The sequence below is a fragment of the Citricoccus sp. K5 genome (genome assembly GCF_902506195.1).
In the GTDB taxonomy this organism is placed as follows: Bacteria; Actinomycetota; Actinomycetes; order Actinomycetales; family Micrococcaceae; genus Citricoccus.
In genome coordinates this window covers 18931-36593 of record NZ_LR732817.1, presented here as the reverse complement: position 1 = coordinate 36593, position 17663 = coordinate 18931, and the positions used below count along the sequence as shown (strand labels likewise).

The following is a 17663-nucleotide window of genomic DNA, read 5'->3' as shown; positions in this document are numbered from 1 at the left end:
CGGCACCGGACCGCGCCAGGCAAGGCCCGCCCCAGCCCGGTCATGGAGAACTCCACAGTGGGAGACCGGCCACCGCTGGCCGCCGACCTGCCGACCGCGGACACTGGAGCCATGGACTACTCTCCCGAACGGTTCCGCAACCGCTTCTCCCTGACCGGCAAGACCGCCATCGTCACCGGAGCTTCGTCCGGCTTGGGAGTGGCCGTCGCCTTGGGGCTCGCCGCTGCGGGTGCCGATCTCGCCATCGGCGCCCGACGGGCCGACCGGCTGGACGAGACCCGTAGGTCGGTGGAAGCCCTCGGGGTCCGCTGCGTGGCGGTCACCACCGACGTCACCGACCGCGAGGCCTGCTTCGCCCTGGCGGATGCCGCACAGGAGACCTTCGGCCACGTGGACATCCTGGTCAACAATGCCGGGGCCGGGGGCGAGTACCACGAGGCCACCGAGGATCCGCCGGAGCACTGGCTCTCCATGGTCGACCTCAACCTCAACGGCTCCTATTGGATGGCACAGGCTGCGGGACGGCATCTGGCGGACGGCGGATCGGTCATCAACTTCTCCTCGGTGATGGCGGTGACCACCGCGAGGATGCCGGCGGCCGCCTACAGCGCCTCGAAGGCCGGCGTCCTCGGCCTGACCCGGGATCTGGCGGCCCAGTGGGGCGGGCGCGGGATCCGGGTCAATGCCCTGCTCCCGGGTGTCTTCCCCACGGAAGCCACGGCCAACTACAGCGAGAACTACAAGCGCAAGATCATCGATGCCCGGATTCCCCTGGGCCGGATCGGCGATCCCGAGGACATCGCCGCCACGGTCACGTTCCTGGCCAGCGATGCCTCGTCCTATATCACCGGAACCAGCATCCCCGTGGATGGAGGCGTCTTGCTGTTGTGAACGGTCGTTATCACGGTTAGTCTCCCTCTATGGGCAGGGAACAGACGATCCTCAGTGCCGCCACCGGCGCCTTCGCGGAGAAGGGTTTCCATGGCGTCAGCATGGACGAGCTGGGGCGTCGCGCCGGACTGAGCGGCCCGGCCCTTTACCGATCGTTCTCAGGGAAGGACGAGATCCTCGCCACCCTGCTCAACGAGGCGCTGGACGAGCTGATGACGGCCACCATCTCGATTCATGAAGACCCGGCCCTGGACCTCGACCGCGCCCTGCGGCACCACATCCACTTCTCGGCCACCAAGGGCCATCTCGTCGGCCTGTACCAGCGGGAGGTCCGCTCGCTCTCGGATCCTTGGAAGCGCCCCTTCGACCGCCGCCAGCGCCAGTACATCGAGAAGTGGGAGTTCCTGTTCCAACGGCGCTACCCCGGACTGGGCCAGGACCGCACGGCCCAGTCCGTCCAGTCCGTGCTGGGCGCCATCTTCTCCATGACGTCCTGGCCGGGCCGCACCCTCCGTGGCGCGGCCGTGGAGGACCACCTCTTCGCCCTCCTTCAAGGCGCCCTCGCCTCCCTGGAGCGACCCACCCCCTCCGTCACCACGGGCTAGGCCCGTACCGCAGCATCCCGCCTCCGGGCGGGAGGAAAGCAGAGACCCGAATGAAGGCAGTCCTCATCCCCGAACTCACCGGCCCCACCGCCGCCCGCGTGGAGGAAGTCCCGGAGCCCGAAGGCGCCCACCATCGGGCCGAGGGCAGGCGGGTCCTGGTGGACGTCCACGCCGTGGGCCTGTCCTTCATCGATCCGCTGCAGACCCGGGGCAAGTACCAGTCGGGGCTGGAAGCCCCCTATATCGCGGGAAGCGAGCTGGCCGGCGTCGTGCTGGAGGCCCCTCAGGACTCCCCGCTGCGGACCGGCGACCGGGTCGCGGGAATCGTGTGGCAGGGCGCCCTGGCCGAACGGGCCCTGGCCATCGAGGACTACCTGGTCCGGATCCCCGAATCCATGGACTACGTCCAGGCGGCGGGCGTCTACATGAACTACTCCACCGGCTGGTATGCCCTCGAGAGCTCCCGGGTGCAGCCGGGTGGGACGGTGCTGGTGACCGGTGCCGCCGGTGGCGTCGGCACCGCGGTGCTGGACATCGCCCGCGCCCAGGGGATCTCCACCATCGCCCTGGTCTCCACCGACGAGAAGGAGCGGGTGGCCCGTGCCTCCGGAGCCACTCACGTCGTCCGTTCCACCGGCGCCTGGCTGGACGAGGTCAAGTCCCTCACAGACGGCCGAGGCGTCCAAGGATTCATCGACATGGTGGGCGGGGACGGCTTCCTGGACACCGTCCGCGCTCTGGCCATCGGTGGCACCGGCGTGGTGGTCGGTTTCGCCGGCGGCAGCATCCCGGAGATCAAGGTGAACCGCCTGCTGCTGCGGAACCTGACCCTGACGGGGATCGCCATGGACGTCATGGAGAAGGAGCACCCCGGAACGCTGGACCGGGTGCGCCGCGGAGTCCAGGACCTTCTCGACGCCGGCCGGCTGAGTCCCGCGGTGGAGGACACCTACCCGATGGCGGACACGGCGAGGGCCTTCGCATCGTTGGAGAACCGCACCGCGGTCGGCAAGGTCGTCGTCACCGTCAAGGAGTCCTGATGTCCACCTCGGAGACGAACCCCGGTACGGCGCCCACCGAGTATCCCCGGTACACGACCCCCGCAATCGATGCTGCACCCGTCCGCGATGCGGCCACGGTCGTCCTGTTGCGGGATTCGAACGGGGGTCCGGAGGCCTTCACGTTGACCCGGGCTACCTCCATGGCGTTCTCCGCCGGTGCCACCGTCTTCCCGGGCGGGCGGGTCGACCCGGGCGACGACCTCCCGGAGCAGTTCTGGGCCGGAACCGACCTGGAACCGTGGGTGCCGATGCTGGGCCCGGACCCGGCTCTGGCCATGCAACTGCTGGCGGCAGCCATCCGGGAGACCTTCGAGGAATGCGGGGTGCTGCTGGCCCGGCCCAGCTGCGGCCGCATCCTGGCCGATCCACGTGATTTCGAGGAGGAACGGGCACGCCTGGAATCGCGTGAGGTGTCCTTCGCCGACTTCCTGGCCGCCCACCGACTCGTCCCCGATGTCGGCCTGCTGCGGCCACTGTCGCGCTGGATCACCCCGGTCGGCGAGCCGCGCCGCTACGACACCCGGTTCTTTCTGGCCGCCCTGCCACAGGGTCAGGAACCCCGTCAAGCCAGCGGCGAGGCCAGCGCGGTCCAGTGGCTGGACGCCGCCACCGCACTGGAGTGGTTCCGGAACGGCAGCACCTTCCTCATGCCACCGACCTGGTCCCAGTTCCACTACCTGCAGGGGTTCGGCACGGTGGCCGAGGCCCTGGACGCCTCCCCCGACTGTTCACCGATCCAACCGGAGATCGTCCCAGACGCCCAGCCCCTGCGGGTCCGTTTCGCCCTGGAGGACGGCTACTACGCGGATTCGCCGCACCACACCGCTGCGTCAGACCCCGGCTGAGACCTTCTCGGCGATCTGCGCCCGGAGCACGTGCTTCTGGATCTTGCCGGTCGCCGTCGTGGGCAGCTCCTCGACAACCTCCAGACGCTCGGGGAGTTTCTGGTTGGCAATCCCGCGTTCCTTCAGGAAGGCGACGATCGTCTCCAGGTCCGGGGCGCCGCCGTCGTCCGCCGGGACCACGAAGGCGCAGCACTTCTCGCCGAGCCGCTCGTCCGGCATGGCCACCACAGCGACGTTGGCGATCTGCGGGTTCTGCAGCAGCTCATCCTCAACCTCACGGGCGGAGATGTTCATGCCGCCACGGATGATGATGTCCTTGGACCGGCCGGTGATGCGCACGAAGCCGTCCTCGTCCATGAAGCCGAGGTCGCCGGACCGCGAGTAGCCGTCCGGGGTGAACAGCTCCTCGGTGGCCTCGCGGTTGTTCCAGTAGCCGAGCATGTGGGACGGGCCCTTGTAGGCCACATCGCCCACCTCGCCCCGCGGCAGCTCGGTGCCCTCGGCGTCGACCACCTGGACGACGGATGGGTCGGCCGCGCGGCCGTCGCTGGTGCTGGAACGCTCCGGGGCGTCCTCGACCGAGCAGAGCGTGGTCAACAGGTTCTCCGAACGCCCGTACAGGCTGAGGATCTTGCAGTTCGGGAACATCGCGGTGGCAGCCGAGACCACGGAACCGGGGATCGGCGCACCGGCGCACACCCAGATGCGCAGGGAAGAGGCGTCGTCCCGCTCCGGGTCGAAGGCCTTCATCAGCATCTGCAGGAACGGGGTGGCGGTCACGGCCGCCGTGAGCCGATGCTCCCGGACCCGGCGGACGCCGTCGGACGGCTCCCACTTCTCCATGAAATGGGACGAGGCTCCCAGGTACAGGGGGATCAACACGCTGGTCACCAGGCCGGTGCTGTGGGTGATCGGGGACGGCCCGAATTGCACATCCTCGGCGGAGTAGTCCAGGGACCGCACGATCTGCACGGCGCTGGAACGGACCGTGTTCAGCGTGTGGAAGCAGCCCTTGGGACGGGAGGTCGTTCCCGACGTGTAGACGATCTCGAAGGGATCATCCGGGGAGCTGTCCGGACCGGCCTCGGCCTCGAGTGCCTTAAGGTCACCGTCGACCAACAGGGATTCGTAGGTCACCGCCCCCTCCGCCGGGGTGCCTTCCGAGCGGAGGACCACGAGCTGGCGCAGCTCCGGAGCGGCAGCCTGCAGCTGGGTGAACATGTCCTCGTAGCTGAACCCGCCGAAGCTCTGGGCGAAGCAGGCCACAGTGGCACCCGAGTTCTCCAGCACGTGTTCGAGGTCGTGCGCCCGGTAGATCGGCATGACGGGCACGATCACCGCCCCGATCCGACTGACGGCACCGGCGATCACCGGGAACTCCGTGATGTTCGGGACCTGCGCCAGTACCCGGTCGCCGCGCTGGACCCCCAGCCTCTTGAACCCGACGGCAAGCCGCAGGATCTGCTCTCGGAACTGGGCGAACGTCAGCGAGCTCGTGGAGTCGAAGAAGGCCACCTTGTCCGGTTGGCGTTCGGCCTGTGCGCGGGCCTGGCCGTAGAAGCTGTCCTTGAACCACACGCCTGACTCATAGAAAGCGCGGATCCGCTCAGGCCTGTAGCGCTCTTCGAGCGTGGGAACGTAAGCGACTGCGGACATCTGGACCTCCGGGAGACGAGACAGGCAGGGGGTGTGATGCACCTCATAGTAGAGCGTCACACGATTTTTCGAAACCATTTGTGTGCTTATTTGGTCTGACTTTTTCGGGTAATCGCACTACAGTGGAGGAAACGACGCGCACCGCCGACACCGTGTTCCCCTGACGAAGGACTCCCATGGAAACCACCCGAGACAAGGCCGTCATCCTCGACGGTGCTCGCACTCCCACCGGCAGCTTCGGCGGGGTCTTCAAGACGGTTCCGGGCTTCGAGCTCGGTGCGGCGGCCAGCCGGGAGGCGTTGGTCCGGGCCGGGGTAGGCCCAGACGAGGTCGACGAGGTCGTCATGGGTTGCATCGGCCAGGTCGGCCCGGACGCCTACAACGCCCGACGCGTGGCTCTGGCAGCGGGGCTGGACGAGGGCACGCCGGCCTTCACCGTCAACCGCCTGTGTGGATCCGGGCTCCAGGCCGTGTGGTCCGCCGCGCAACAGATGCACTGGGGCGGGGTGGACATCGCGCTGGCCGGCGGCAACGAGTCGATGACCCGCATGCCCTTCTATGACTTCGGCGCGCGGGAGGGATACCGCCTCGGTGACCGGAGCCTCGTGGACGGGACCGTGGCCATCCTGACCGATCCCTTCAGCGGCATCCACATGGGCGTCACGGCAGAGAACGTGGCCCGGAAGTACGGTGTGAGCCGACAGGAGCAGGACGAGTTCGCCGCCGAATCGCAGCGGAGGGCCGCCACCGCGGAGGCACATGCGGCCTTTGCCGAAGAGATCGTGGCCTACGAGGTCCCCGGACGGAAGCCGTTCACCGTCGCCGAGGATGAACATCCCAAGCCCGAGACCACCGTCGAGATCCTGCAGGGGCTCCGGCCGGCCTTCGAGAAGGACGGCACCGTCACCGCGGGGAACTCCTCCGGCATCAACGACGGTGCCGCGTCGCTCGTGCTGGCCCGCGAATCGGTGGCCCGGGACCGTGGCGTCCAGGGGCTGGCCACGCTGGAGGCGGTGGCCACCTCCGCCATGGAACCGCAGCTGATGGGCTACGCTCCGGTCCAGGCGCTCGAGAAGCTCTTTGCGATGACCGGGACCTCGCCGGCGACCGTGGACGTCATCGAACTCAACGAGGCCTTTGCCTCCCAGGCGGTGGCCGTCATCCGGGACGCCGGCCTAGACCCGGCCAAGACCAACGCCTATGGCGGGGCGATCGCCCTCGGCCATCCCGTTGGCGCCACCGGGGCGATCCTCACCTTGCGGGCCGCGAAGACTCTAGTCCGGGAGGACAAGGAGCTGGCCATCGTCACCATGTGCATCGGCGGCGGGCAGGCCCTTGCAGCGCTCTTGCGCCGTGCCTGAACCCATGGCGGGAATCCCGACGGCAAACCTTCGAAGCCTCGGTGGGCTGCCGGTGGCCGGCGGCCGCATTGCCGAGAACCGGCTGTGGCGCAGTGACAACATCACCGTCAGCCCCGATGAGCAACTGCGGGATCTCCACGGCCAAGGGTTGCGCACCGTCATCGATCTGCGAGCCCCGGACGAGGTGCAGTTGACCGGCACCGCCGTCCTGGAGCGCAACGGAATCCGGCACGTGCACCAACCGATGACCCGCAAGTCAGCCGACCCGGCCACCCTGGCCGCCACGTTCGACTCCATCACGGACTACACGGGAGTGGGTGACTGGTACCTGCGGCTGGCCCGGGCACGCTCGGCCGTCCTGCTGGACAGCATCCGGGAGATCGCCGCCTCCGATGGCGGCGTGTTGTTCTACTGCACCGCCGGCAAGGACCGCACCGGGGTCCTGGCCGCCGTCATCCTGCTGCTCCTGGGCGCCGACGACGACGTGGTGATCGAGGACTACGCCCGTACCGGCGACTTCGTGGACGGGGTTCACCGGCGCCACGCCGAGGCCACCGGCCGGCCGATGCCCAGCACCGAGTTCCCCGACCACCCGATCCTGCATGCGCATCGCGACAGCATGGCCGCCTTCCTGCGTGGGGTCCACGCCGACGGCGGGGTGGTCCCTTTGCTGTCCTCCGCTGCGGGTACCGGGGAAGACGAGGGCACTCGAGCCCAGGTCGAGAGCTTGGCCGGGCACCTCCACGAGCGACTGGTCGGGCGCGGCTGAGCTGCGTCAGCGCCTCCGGACCCGGCGGCCGGTGGTCGGCACCGTGACCAGGCACCGGCCACCGGCCGCTCGGGGGCCCGGCCGTCAGGCGTTCGGACGGTCCAGGTAGATCGTCTTGATCTCCTGGAACGCGGCCAGGCCCTCAGGACCCAACTCGCGGCCGAGGCCGCTGGCCTTCACACCGCCGAACGGGGCGACAGGATCGTTGGCGTAGCCGTTGATGCCGAAGGTACCGCTGCGGACCGTGCGGGCAAACGCCTCTCCCCGGTCCGAATCGGTCGTCCAGACCGAGCCGCCCAACCCGTAGTCGGAGTCGTTGGCGATCTGGGTCGCCTGCTGTTCGTCCTCGTAGCGGATGATCGAGAGCACCGGCCCGAAGATCTCCTCCTGGGCGATCCTCGCCTTTGGATCGACGTCGGCGAACACCGTGGGCTCCACGAACCAGCCCTGGTCGATGCCGCGCGGCCGGCCGCCGCCCACCAGCAGACGGGCCTCTTGCTTGCCCACGGCAATGTAGCCCTCCACGCGTTCACGCTGTCGCTCGGAGACCAGGGGGCCCACCTTCGTGGCCGGGTCCAGGGGGTCCCCCACCTTCAGCCCCGAGTAGAGGTCCGCCAGGGTCCCGGTGATCTCGTCGTACCGTGCTGAGGGCACGAGGATGCGCGTGGACGTCCAGCAGACCTGCCCGTTGTTGATCATGGTGTTGCCGAAGAAGTCCTCCAGCTGGGAGTCCAGGTCGGCGTCGTCCAGGATCACGGCTGCGGACTTGCCACCCAGTTCGAGGGTGACCGGGCGCAGCAGCTCGCCGCAGGCCGCGGCCACCGTCCGCCCGGCGGCCGTGGACCCGGTGAAGGACACCTTGTCCACCCCAGGATGAGACACGAGATAAGCCCCCACCTCGCGGCCCCCGGGAATGACGTTCACGACGCCGGCCGGCAGCCCCGCCTCCTCGGCGGCCTCAGCCAGCAGGAACGCGTCCAGGACTGTTTCCGGGGATGGCTTGAGCACGACCGTACAACCGGCGGCCAGTGCCGGCGCCAGGCCGAGGAAGGTGATGGCCTGCGGGACGTTCCACGGCACGATCTGACCAACGACACCGATGGGACGCCGGACTACCAGAGTCTGTTTTCCGAGCAGGCCGGGGCGGATCTCCTCCTGGGTCTGTTTCACCAGGTCGATGAAGAACCGCACCAGCATGGGCGGGAAGCCCTGCTCCCACTGCTGGGACAGCCAGGTGGGCATGCCATTCTGGACCGTCACCCGCCGGGCGGTCTCCGCCCCGCGCGCCTCCAGGGCCTTCGCGAAGCCCTCAAGCGCCTCGCCGCGTTGCGTCGGGGTCCAGTGCGCCCAGCCGGTCGGGTCGTCGAATGCGTGGCGGGCGGCAGCGACGGCAGCGTCGACGTCGCCCTCACTGCCCTCCGGTACGCTTCCCACCCGTTCATGGGTGGTGGCGGAGTGGACCTCGATGCGGTCAGCGGTCGTCGGTGCTGTCCATTCACCCCCCAGGAACAGGCGGTCGTAGTCGATGGTCTGTCGGGTGTCGACGGTGGTCATGGTGTTCTCCTTGGTGGGTGCTCAGCGGGGGTGACTCAACTGTGGACGAGGACGACCTTGACGGCCTCCCCGTTGGCCTGGGCGGCGACCGCCTCATTGATCTGCTCAAACGGCATGGTGGTGATCAGTCGATCGAAAGGGAACCGACCCTGCTCGTACAGGCGGATCAACTCGGGGATGAACGCGTCGGGATCGCTGTTGCCCTCGACGATGCCGGTGAAGCTCAGCCCGCGGGCCTGCATCTCCAGCAGGTTGACGTTGAGCGCCGCCTCGGGGTTCGAGGGCACCCCCACCATGCCCAGGTGCCCCCGTTGCGCCATGGACGCGATGATCTCGGTGACCACGGGCACGATGGCGGTGGTGTCCAGCACGTAGCGCACGCCCTCCGGAAGGATTTCGCGGACCTGCTCGGACAGCGGGCGCGCCAGCGGATCGAGTGCGTGGGTGGCGCCCAGAGAGAGCGCGAACTCGCGCCGCTGGGCCATCGGCTCGGACACGATGATCGTCTCCACCCCGCGGACTACCGCCGCGAGGACGCCGGAGAGCCCGACCGGCCCGCCTCCGGTGACCAGGAGCGACGAGCCCTGCTCGCAGTTCAAGGACTGCAACACGGCACCGGCCCCTGTCTGGACACCGCATCCCAGTGGACCGGCCAATTCCAGGCGGACTGACTCGGGCACGGGGACCACATTTCGCTCGTGTGCGATGGCGTGCCGGGCGAAGGAGGACTGGCCGAAGAAGTTCGACCCGACCTGCTGATCACCGGCGCGCAGCGCGCTGGTGCCGTCCGCACGGGTACCGCCGAAGTTCCGCCCCATGAACTCCGCGCAGTAGGCGGGCTGGTCGGTGGTGCACTGCGTGCACTGCCCACAGCTGTTGAAGCTCGCAGCGATCCGGTCTCCGACGGCGACCTTGGTGACGCCCTCGCCCACGGCGACCACGGTGCCGCTGCCCTCGTGGCCCACGACCCCCGGGAACGGGAACGGCAGGTGCCCCTCCCGCACCGCCAGGTCGGTATGGCAGAGGCCGACTCCGACCACCTCGAAGAGGACCTCACCGGGCCCGGGATCCGAGATGGTGATCTCCTGCAGGGTGAAGTCGCTGCCCTGGGCTTCGAGGACGGCTGCGGTGGTTTTCATGGTTGCTCCTTGACGGTGAGATGAGGGGGTCAGGCGGGAGACGTCAGCCGTTGGCGGTGGACACTCGCACTCGGGCGCCGTCCGCGTTCTCGGAGACGATGAGCTGGCACGAGAGCCGGGAGTTCGGTGCGGCGTCCTCGAGGAACTCCACGAGGTCGGTCTCCTCCGTCATGGGCTCGTCGAAGGCCCCGTCCGGGGCGTGCTCCAGGAAGACGTGGCAGGTAGCGCAGGAGCAGCTGCCGCCGCACTCGGCCACGATGCCAGGGAGGTTGTTGCGCACCGAACCGTCCATCACGGACTGCCCGCAGGGGACGTCCATCTGCTGTTCGGTTCCGTCGGGGAGGACATAGGTGATGGTGGGCATGGAATTCGCTTTCTGGGTATCTCGATGACTCGAGGGTTGACTTCTGCAGGACGGGCGACCGCCGGTTTCCGGATCAGGCGGCGGCGAGGAGGAGCTTCAGATCCGCCTCGGGGTCACGCAGTGCCTCGGCGTCGACGGGGCACCCGGTGGAGAGCATCCGCTTGGAGACCATGAAGTCCTTGGGAGCATTCACGGTCTCGACGGCGACCAGTCGGCCACTCCGCAGGTGGTAAAGAGCGAAACTTCCGGCCGCCGGATCCCCGCGCTGGACCGTCTCGTAGTCACCGTGGACGATCCCGGCGATCTTGATCCTCAGATCGAACTGATCGGACCAGAACCACGGGACCTCATGGTCCTGGGCCGGCCGGCCCAGGACGACATCGACGGCATGCCGAGCCTGGTCGACCGCGCTGGGGATGCTCTCCACCCGCATGCGACCGTCCATGATCTCCAACCCGTCCACCGGTCGGTTGGTGACGTCACCGATCGCCAGGATCGACTCGTCGGAGGTGCGGCACCGCGCGTCAACCATGACGCCGTTGCCGCACTCCAGCCCCGCCTGCTCCGCGAGGGCCTGCCGGGGCACGGCTCCGGCTCCGACGAGGACGGTGCCGCAGGGGATGACCGTGTCATCGGCCAGGCGCACCCCGCCAACCCGGCCGGCGTCGCACACATAGCCGACGGTCTGCGCTCCGGTGAGGATCGCGGTGCCGCTGGCCCGGTGGTGCTCGGACAGCAGCCCTGAGAGCGCCGGGCTCGCGACCCTGGCGAGGAGGCGGTCCTCGCGTTCGATCACGGTCACGTCCACGCCGTGCGCCCTGGCCGCCGCGGCGACCTCCAGGCCGATATAGCCGCCACCGACGATCGCCAGCGGCCGGCCCGAGGTGATGGCCTCGTCCAGCCGTACGGCATCACCGACGTCCCGGAGGGTGTGGATCCCCTCCAGTCCCTCACCCGGGAGACCGAGGCGGCGGGGTTCGGCGCCGGTGGCCAACACGAGCACGTCATAGTCGAGGACGGCTCCACCTCTCAGGGTGACCGAGCGGCCGCCCCGGTCCACGGAGGTGACGGTCTCGCTCAGGCGGAGATCGATCCCCTGTTCCTGGTAGAAAGCCGGGTCATAGAGCCATTTCGCGGGTGCACCTCGGTTCTCACCGCCTCTGCCCCCGCCGAAGGACTTGGACAGCGGCGGCCGGTGGTACGGAGCGTTGACCTCGGTGCCCACCATGGTGATCTCTCCGTCGAAGCCCTCTCGGCGCAGCAGCGCAACGAAGGTGCCGCCGGCGTGGCCGGCCCCCACCACGACGACCTTGCGCGGACTCACGACAGCTCCAGGACCAGGGGGCGGTTCTTCAGCCCGCCCACGAAGTTCGTCTGGACGACCTTCCGCTCCCCGGTCAGCTGCAGGGACGCGATGCGCGGCAGCAGCTCCTCGAGCATGACCCGCAGCTCCATCTTGGCCAGGTGCTGGCCGATGCACATGTGAGGGCCGTAGCCGAATGCGATGTGCTTGTTCGGCTTGCGGTCGTAGCGGAACGCGTAGGGATCCTCGAAGATGTCCTCATCTCGGTTCGCCGACTGGTAGAGGGTGACCAGGCGATCGCCGGCCTCGATCTTCTGGCCCCGCAGCTCGTAGGGCTCCAGTGCCATCCGGGTGAACTGCTTGACGGGCGAGGCCCAACGCAGCGACTCGTTGACCAGGTCCGGGATCCGGGAGGGATCGGCCTGTACGGCGGCCAACTGGTCGGGGTTCTGTGCGAGCGCCTCGAGGCAGGTGGCCAGGGTGCTCGACGTCGTGTCGTGGCCTGCGGTGGCGATGGCAATGAACCAGCCGTAGGCGTAGCTGCGGGCGAAGTACTCGCCGTCCTCCGTGCGTGCGTTCGCGATGATGGACGCGAGGTCGTCCCGCGGCTCGGCCCGGCGGTCCTCGATCAACCGGTCGAAGTAGGCGTAGAAGTCCTGGATGGCCGCGGAGAACTGCTCCGCCGCGGCTCCCGGGGACAACGGCTCCACGTCCTCGCGTTGCGCGTCCGGATCCGCGGTGCCGAAGAAGTCCTGGGTCAGCGCCATCATGCGGGGCTCGTCCTCGGCCGGGACGCCGAACAGGGTCATGATGACGTGCAGGGGGTAGTAGACCGTGAACTCCTTGACAAAGTCCAGCTCGTTGGTCCCGGGGCGCAACCGCGCTTCGATGGCCTCCCGGGCCAGGACGCGGATCTCGTCCTCCCACTTCTTCAGGGTGACGGGACGGAACCAGTCGGTGGCGATGTCCCGGACCATGGTGTGCTCGGGCGGGTCGAGGTAGGTGAGGGAGTCGATCACCCGCAGGCTGCCCCCGGTGAGCTGCCGGTGGAAGGCGTCGTCGGCCTGGCTGCCGAGGTTGGGGTTGTGAGAGCCGATCTCCGGACCGCCGTTGGAGAAGATCTGCGGCTGCCGCTCGACCTCCATGATATCCGCGTGTTTGGTGAGCAGCCAGAGAGGGTCATAGCCCTCGACGTGGACCTTGGCGAGCGGGGCGTTGTCGCGCAACCACCGGTAGGCCTCGAAGAGGGCCTCGTCATCGCGGTGGCCCTCCGGCGTGACGACCTGGCGTGCGATGTGGTCGGGGACCAACGTGTCCGGGGAATCCTGGGTGACGCTCATCGTTTCCTCCTAGGTTGGGTGTCCCCAATCTAGGTTTACTGTGATGCGGCTCACATCTCCCGAAAGGGGTATCTCTCCCCAGGAAGACCCGATGCCTCCGTGGCGGAGTCAACCCCGCCGCAGGAAGGCGGCCGCTTGGGTACGGTTCGAGGCACCCAGCTTCCGCAAGATGCTCTTCACATGCGTCTTGGCGGTCCCCTCGCTGATGACGAGCCGCTGGGCGATGGCCGCATTGGACAGGCCCTCAGCCACCAATCCGAGAACCTCCAGTTCGCGCCGGGTCAGGTCCGGAGGCATGCCACCTCCGTTGCCCGATCCGGCCCCGATCGCCCGCTCAGCACCGGCCACCGAGTCGAGGTGACGTGGGACTCCGAGCCGGTCCAGCACAATCGCAGCGCCCGTCGTGAACAGCCCCATCAGCTCCAAATCGAACGCGTCGACGGTACCGCTTTCGGCGTTGACGTCCACGCTGACAAAGGCCCTGACCTGTCCGTCCAGGACGAGAGGTGATGCCACATAGGAATCAGATTCCGTGACCTTGATGATCTCCGGGTGGACTCGCCGGCTCTTCCGGATCCCATGGCGCAGGATGGGGTGGCGCTCCCGGACCATCTCGGCCTCGTACAGGTCGTGGATATCACGCAGAGGATCCTGTTGCCCTGCCTCCAGCAGGAGAAGACTCTCCTCCGGGCCTTGCGTCGAGTGCGCGGACCGGGCGATCCATTGCATGCTTTCCGCCGAGGAATAGAGGGAACGGACATACCCCAGATTCACGACCTCCACGGGCACCTGGTCGACGAACTCCTGCACCGTCTCCGCTGAACGCAGCCGGCTCAGCGCCTCGTTCATCCGGTGGATCACCTCATGCCGACCAGACAGCTGGTGCATGAGCAAGCGATTCCTGAGGTCGCCGAGATCAGCCAGCAGGGTGAAGAGATCCATCACCCCACGATTCGGCGCCGAGCTCGGCGTCCTCTTGGTCCGGTTGGCCAGGCCGCGCACCACCGCCTCCGCTCGAGCAAGCGCTGCATCCAGTGCAGGGATGCGGTCCTGCACATCGGCCCGTTGGTAGGAACGACGACTGAGGCCGGCCACCCGCTCCAGGGTGTGGTGAACTTGCTCGATCAGCTCCTGGGTGGATTCAGGCACTACCGCCCCCCGGGATCACCGCCTCTTGAAGTGGAGGCGAACGTCCATGCACTCACGCCCATCGGGAGCACAACAGAATGGACTGACCATAGACGCCATGAAAGCGGCCGTCAAGGGCCATCCCGACCCGGTCAGATTCCAGACCAGGCCGCGTCCGGCGGGTGCTTCACCCCACGATCCGCCGGGCCTGCCGCAGGATCGGCTCGTCCACCATGCGCCCCCGGAACCGGAAGACCCCCGGCTGCACCTCCGCCTCGGCCAGCACCGCCTCGGCCCACTCGCTCTCCTCGGCGCTCGGGGCATAGGCCTGCCGGACCGTCTCCGCCTGGGAGGGGTGGATGCACGCCGTGGCGGCGAAGCCCGAGGCCACCGCGTCCTCGGCCTCGGCCTGCAGACCGTCCAGGTCGGCGATATCCATGTACACCGTGTCCACCGCGACCTTCCCGGCGGCGTTGGCGGCAATCAGCACCCGCGAGCGCGCGTACCGGGCCACCTCGCGATACTGCCCGGCGCGCGGACCCTCCGCGAAGCGGCTGGACTTGCCCGCCATGGAGGCCACGAGGTCCTCGGCGCCCCACATCAGCGCGACGACGGCCTGGTGCCGGGCGATCTCGAAGGCATGCTCCACCCCGGCGGCCGTCTCGCACAGGGCGATAACCCGGTAGTCGGCCTCGTGGAGGTGGTCCAGTTGGGCCGGGTCCTCGACCTTGGCGACCATCAGTGTCCGGTACCTGCCGCCGTCGAGCGCCGTCAGGTCTAGGCGGTGTTCCTCCGCCGTCTCACCGCCCACCGGGTTGACCCGGACGATGGTGCGCTCCGGGTCCAGGGTCGAGGCGGCAACGTGCTCCCGCGCCGCCGCCTTGTCCGCGGGCGCCACGGCGTCCTCCAGGTCGAGGATCACGGCATCGGCCACGGCGGCGGCCTTGGCGTACCGGTCGGGCCGGTCGGCGGGGCAGAACAGGATGGACGGGCCCGGAATCCGGTCGGCCGCGGTCATGCCACACCGCCCGACGTCGGCCGCCCGACGTCCGCCCCCCCGGCACCTTCCGCGGCGCCTTCCCCCTCGAGCGCCTCCGGAGAGACCTGCATCAACGTGGACCGCTTCGCCACGGCCACCACCACCCCGTCCTGGTTCCGCGCGGTGTGGTGGAACTCCACGATCCCCTGGAGCGGGCGGGACTGCGAGCGCCGTTTCCCGGCGATCAACGTCTCCGCATACAGGGTGTCCCCATGCCGCATCGGGGCCGGGAACCTCACCTCACTGAAGCCGAGGTTGGCCACGATGGTCCCCTGGGTCAGCTGCGCCACGGACAGTCCGACCAGCGTGGAGAGGGTGAACATGCTGTTGACCAATGGTTCGCCGAACTCGGTGTCCGCGGACCAGGCGGCGTCCAGGTGCAGGGACTGGGTGTTCATGGTCTGGGTGGTGAACAGGACGTTGTCCGCCTCGGTCACCGTGCGGCCGGGGCTGTGGACGTAGACGGTCCCTTCCTCCATCTCGTCGAAGTACAGTCCCCGCTGGACAATCCGCCGTTCGTTCCGCTCCCCGCTCATGCGGCCCCCTCCTCGTCGTCGGTACTCTCGTTTTCCACCGGCGTGATCACCGCGAGCGTCTGCCCCCGGGAGACGGCGTCCCCCGCGGCAGCATGCAGCGCCACCGTGCCGGCCACGGTGGAACGGATGACGTGTTCCATCTTCATGGCCTCGACCACGATCACCGGATCGCCCTCGGCCACCACATCGCCGTCCGCCACCGGCGTCAGCAGCACGGTGCCGGGCATGGGCGAGGTCAGAGTCGGGTTGGACTCGGCCTCCCCCTGGATGCTGTGGTCCGCGTGGACCCGCCGAATGTCGAAGAGGGCTCCCAGCCGCGTGAGCTGGACCCCCTCGGGCCCGACGACGGCCGTGAAGCTGCGCCCGACGCCCCCGATCGTGACGGTCACGTCCTGCCCGATGCGCTTGACGAGCGCAGGCAGGGACCCGGCCCGGCCGGCGTCGGGCCTGGTGTCCAGCTCCGATCCGGACGCGGCCTCAACGACGACGGCGGGGGCATCCACGGTGCCGGAGAGCAGCACCGTCCGGGTGGTGCCGTCCGCCGCCACCAGCGGGAAGCGCCGGGGCGCCGGGGCTCCCAATCGCCAGCCGTCGCGGCGGCGCCACGGATCGGCCGAAGAGCCGCGGGCGGCGTCCATCAGCAGGGCGGCCTCCCGGAACTCCCGCTCCCCCGGTTCGGCGAACTCGATCGAGTCGAACTCGCGGGCGATCAGGCCGGTGTCCAGGTCTCCGGCGACGACGGCCGGCAGCTCCAGCAGCGCCCGCAGGAACTCGACGTTGGTCGTGAAGCCGACCACCGCCGTGTTCTCCAGCGCCGCGACCATCCGCCGCCGGGCCTCCTCACGGTCCCGGCCCCAGGTGATGACCTTGGCGAGCATCGGGTCGTAGTCGATGGAGACGCTCAACCCGTCCTCCAGCGCCGTGTCCACGCGGACACCCTCCCCCTCGGGGTGCCGGACGTGCTCGACCAGGCCTCCGGTGGGCAGGAAGCCGGCGGAGGGATCCTCGGCGTAGATGCGCGTCTCGATCGAGTGGCCGTCCAGGACGATGTCCTCCTGGTCCAGCTCCAGCACCTGGCCGGCGGCGATCCGCAGCTGCTGCTCCACGAGGTCCACGCCCGTGATCTCCTCCGTCACCGGGTGCTCTACCTGCAGGCGGGTATTCATCTCCATGAAGAAGAACTCGTCCGGGGAGTCGGCGGGGACGATGAACTCTACGGTGCCGGCCCCGCGGTAGCCCACGGAGCGCGCGGTCTCGCAGGCGGCCTCACCGATCCGGGCGCGGGTGGCCTCATCGAGCAGGGGCGAGGGCGCCTCCTCGATCACCTTCTGGTGGCGGCGCTGCAAGGAGCACTCCCGCTCACCGAGATGGATCACGTGGCCGTGGGAGTCGGCGAGGACCTGGACCTCGATGTGCCGCGGCGTGGTGACATAGCGCTCCAGGAACAGGGTGTCGTCCCCGAAGCTCGCGGCGGCCTCACGCCGGGCGGCGTCGAGAGCGTCAGCGAGCTGCTCCTCCGACTCCACCACGTGCATGCCCTTGCCGCCGCCACCCGCGGAGGGCTTGATCAGCAGCGGGTAACCGACCTCAGGGGCCGCCGCCGCGAGGGCCGCGTTGTCCATCCCGGCCTGCGCGATCCCCGGGACAGTCGGCACGCCGCGCGCCTCGACGGCGTTCTTGGCGGTGATCTTGTCCCCCATCACCCGGATGGACTCCGCCTCGGGGCCGATGAACACGATCCCGGCGTCCGCGCAGGCCTGGGCGAAAGCGGCGTTCTCGGCCAGGAAGCCGTAGCCGGGGTGGATGGCCTCGGCCCCGGTCGAGCGGGCGGCGTCCAGGACGGCGTCGATGTCCAGGTAGGACTGGGCCGCGGGGGCCGGGCCCAGCCGCACGGCCACGTCTGCCAATCGCACGTGGCGGGCGCCGGCGTCGGCATCGGAGTACACCGCCACGGAGCGGATGCCCATCGAGCGCAGGGTGCGGATCACCCGGCAGGCGATCTCGCCGCGGTTGGCGATGAGGACGGTCTTGAACATGGTCTGGGAACCTGTCTCGGTCACTGCTGCTGTCAT

At 68.8% G+C, this 17663-nt stretch carries 16 protein-coding genes; 6 read left to right on the top strand and 10 right to left on the bottom strand.

Annotation, left to right across the window (positions count from 1 at the left end; translation table 11 throughout):
- Positions 1-42: 42 nt before the first annotated feature.
- Genes BOSE125_RS00155 through BOSE125_RS00140 form a run of 4 tightly spaced genes read left to right on the top strand, consistent with a single transcriptional unit; the run spans position 43 to position 3402 of the window.
- Entirely contained in the window at positions 43-891 is an 849-nt protein-coding gene (locus BOSE125_RS00155) for an SDR family NAD(P)-dependent oxidoreductase (protein ID WP_201301095.1), read from the top strand.
- Positions 892-920: 29 nt separating this feature from the next.
- Positions 921-1496: a TetR/AcrR family transcriptional regulator gene (locus BOSE125_RS00150; protein WP_159548389.1), complete on the top strand. Its 576-nt coding sequence runs from the start codon at positions 921-923 to the stop codon at positions 1494-1496.
- Between the two features lie 50 nt (positions 1497-1546).
- Entirely contained in the window at positions 1547-2536 is a 990-nt protein-coding gene (locus BOSE125_RS00145; protein WP_159548386.1) for an NADPH:quinone oxidoreductase family protein, read from the top strand.
- Positions 2536-3402: an NUDIX hydrolase gene (locus tag BOSE125_RS00140; protein ID WP_159548383.1), complete on the top strand. Its 867-nt coding sequence runs from the start codon at positions 2536-2538 to the stop codon at positions 3400-3402. The genes BOSE125_RS00145 and BOSE125_RS00140 overlap by 1 nt, the downstream gene beginning before the upstream one ends.
- On the opposite strand, the gene BOSE125_RS00135 is transcribed toward BOSE125_RS00140, so the two are convergent.
- Entirely contained in the window at positions 3388-5058 is a 1671-nt protein-coding gene (locus tag BOSE125_RS00135; protein ID WP_159548380.1) for an AMP-binding protein, read from the bottom strand. The genes BOSE125_RS00140 and BOSE125_RS00135 overlap by 15 nt on opposite strands.
- Positions 5059-5234: 176 nt before the next feature.
- Here BOSE125_RS00135 and BOSE125_RS00130 point away from each other — a divergent pair, with 176 nt between their 5' ends.
- Together BOSE125_RS00130 and BOSE125_RS00125 are read left to right on the top strand one after the other, a co-directional pair.
- Positions 5235-6419, top strand: a complete 1185-nt coding sequence (locus tag BOSE125_RS00130) for a thiolase family protein (protein WP_159548377.1) — start codon at positions 5235-5237, stop codon at positions 6417-6419.
- The gene (locus tag BOSE125_RS00125) at positions 6412-7188 is read left to right on the top strand and encodes a tyrosine-protein phosphatase (RefSeq protein WP_159548374.1); all 777 of its coding nucleotides are present in this window, start codon (positions 6412-6414) and stop codon (positions 7186-7188) included. Before BOSE125_RS00130 ends, BOSE125_RS00125 begins: the two co-directional genes overlap by 8 nt.
- 84 nt (positions 7189-7272) lie before the next feature.
- Here the strand turns inward: BOSE125_RS00125 and BOSE125_RS00120 are convergent, their stop codons facing one another.
- From BOSE125_RS00120 to BOSE125_RS00080, 9 genes are all read right to left on the bottom strand, one after another.
- A complete protein-coding gene (locus BOSE125_RS00120) occupies positions 7273-8742 on the bottom strand; it encodes an aldehyde dehydrogenase (RefSeq protein WP_159548371.1) in 1470 nt (489 codons plus the stop codon).
- Positions 8743-8777: 35 nt separating this feature from the next.
- Positions 8778-9881: an NAD(P)-dependent alcohol dehydrogenase gene (locus BOSE125_RS00115; protein WP_159548368.1), complete on the bottom strand. Its 1104-nt coding sequence runs from the start codon at positions 9879-9881 to the stop codon at positions 8778-8780.
- A gap of 43 nt (positions 9882-9924) precedes the next feature.
- Complete coding sequence (locus BOSE125_RS00110) at positions 9925-10245, bottom strand: 2Fe-2S iron-sulfur cluster-binding protein (RefSeq protein WP_159548366.1); 321 nt, start codon at positions 10243-10245, stop codon at positions 9925-9927.
- Between the two features lie 73 nt (positions 10246-10318).
- Positions 10319-11569 (bottom strand): NAD(P)/FAD-dependent oxidoreductase, encoded by a 1251-nt coding sequence (locus BOSE125_RS00105; RefSeq protein WP_159548364.1) that lies wholly within the window; start codon positions 11567-11569, stop codon positions 10319-10321.
- Positions 11566-12888 carry a cytochrome P450 gene (locus BOSE125_RS00100; RefSeq protein WP_159548362.1) on the bottom strand — a complete coding sequence of 441 codons (1323 nt, stop codon included), beginning with the start codon at positions 12886-12888 and terminating at the stop codon, positions 11566-11568. The genes BOSE125_RS00105 and BOSE125_RS00100 overlap by 4 nt, the downstream gene beginning before the upstream one ends.
- A 108-nt stretch (positions 12889-12996) precedes the next feature.
- A complete protein-coding gene (locus tag BOSE125_RS17815; protein ID WP_159548346.1) occupies positions 12997-14037 on the bottom strand; it encodes a helix-turn-helix transcriptional regulator in 1041 nt (346 codons plus the stop codon).
- A gap of 166 nt (positions 14038-14203) precedes the next feature.
- Positions 14204-15034 carry a CoA ester lyase gene (locus BOSE125_RS00090; protein ID WP_159548343.1) on the bottom strand — a complete coding sequence of 277 codons (831 nt, stop codon included), beginning with the start codon at positions 15032-15034 and terminating at the stop codon, positions 14204-14206.
- Complete coding sequence (locus BOSE125_RS00085) at positions 15031-15591, bottom strand: MaoC family dehydratase (protein ID WP_159548340.1); 561 nt, start codon at positions 15589-15591, stop codon at positions 15031-15033. Before BOSE125_RS00085 ends, BOSE125_RS00090 begins: the two co-directional genes overlap by 4 nt.
- The gene (locus BOSE125_RS00080; RefSeq protein ID WP_236557740.1) at positions 15588-17663 is read right to left on the bottom strand and encodes an acetyl-CoA carboxylase biotin carboxylase subunit; all 2076 of its coding nucleotides are present in this window, start codon (positions 17661-17663) and stop codon (positions 15588-15590) included. Before BOSE125_RS00080 ends, BOSE125_RS00085 begins: the two co-directional genes overlap by 4 nt.

Excerpts from the sequence above, each read along its gene's own strand:
- BOSE125_RS00155 (WP_201301095.1), top strand. The coding sequence starts at position 43 with ATGGAGAACTCCACAGTGGGAGACCGGCCACCGCTGGCCGCCGACCTG.
- BOSE125_RS00150 (WP_159548389.1), top strand. The coding sequence starts at position 921 with ATGGGCAGGGAACAGACGATCCTCAGTGCCGCCACCGGCGCCTTCGCG.
- BOSE125_RS00145 (WP_159548386.1), top strand. The coding sequence starts at position 1,547 with ATGAAGGCAGTCCTCATCCCCGAACTCACCGGCCCCACCGCCGCCCGC.
- BOSE125_RS00140 (WP_159548383.1), top strand. The coding sequence starts at position 2,536 with ATGTCCACCTCGGAGACGAACCCCGGTACGGCGCCCACCGAGTATCCC.
- BOSE125_RS00135 (WP_159548380.1), bottom strand. The coding sequence starts at position 5,058 with ATGTCCGCAGTCGCTTACGTTCCCACGCTCGAAGAGCGCTACAGGCCT.
- BOSE125_RS00130 (WP_159548377.1), top strand. The coding sequence starts at position 5,235 with ATGGAAACCACCCGAGACAAGGCCGTCATCCTCGACGGTGCTCGCACT.
- BOSE125_RS00120 (WP_159548371.1), bottom strand. The coding sequence starts at position 8,742 with ATGACCACCGTCGACACCCGACAGACCATCGACTACGACCGCCTGTTC.
- BOSE125_RS00115 (WP_159548368.1), bottom strand. The coding sequence starts at position 9,881 with ATGAAAACCACCGCAGCCGTCCTCGAAGCCCAGGGCAGCGACTTCACC.
- BOSE125_RS00110 (WP_159548366.1), bottom strand. The coding sequence starts at position 10,245 with ATGCCCACCATCACCTATGTCCTCCCCGACGGAACCGAACAGCAGATG.
- BOSE125_RS00100 (WP_159548362.1), bottom strand. The coding sequence starts at position 12,888 with ATGAGCGTCACCCAGGATTCCCCGGACACGTTGGTCCCCGACCACATC.
- BOSE125_RS00090 (WP_159548343.1), bottom strand. The coding sequence starts at position 15,034 with ATGACCGCGGCCGACCGGATTCCGGGCCCGTCCATCCTGTTCTGCCCC.
- BOSE125_RS00085 (WP_159548340.1), bottom strand. The coding sequence starts at position 15,591 with ATGAGCGGGGAGCGGAACGAACGGCGGATTGTCCAGCGGGGACTGTAC.
- BOSE125_RS00080 (WP_236557740.1), bottom strand. The coding sequence starts at position 17,663 with ATGACAGCAGCAGTGACCGAGACAGGTTCCCAGACCATGTTCAAGACC.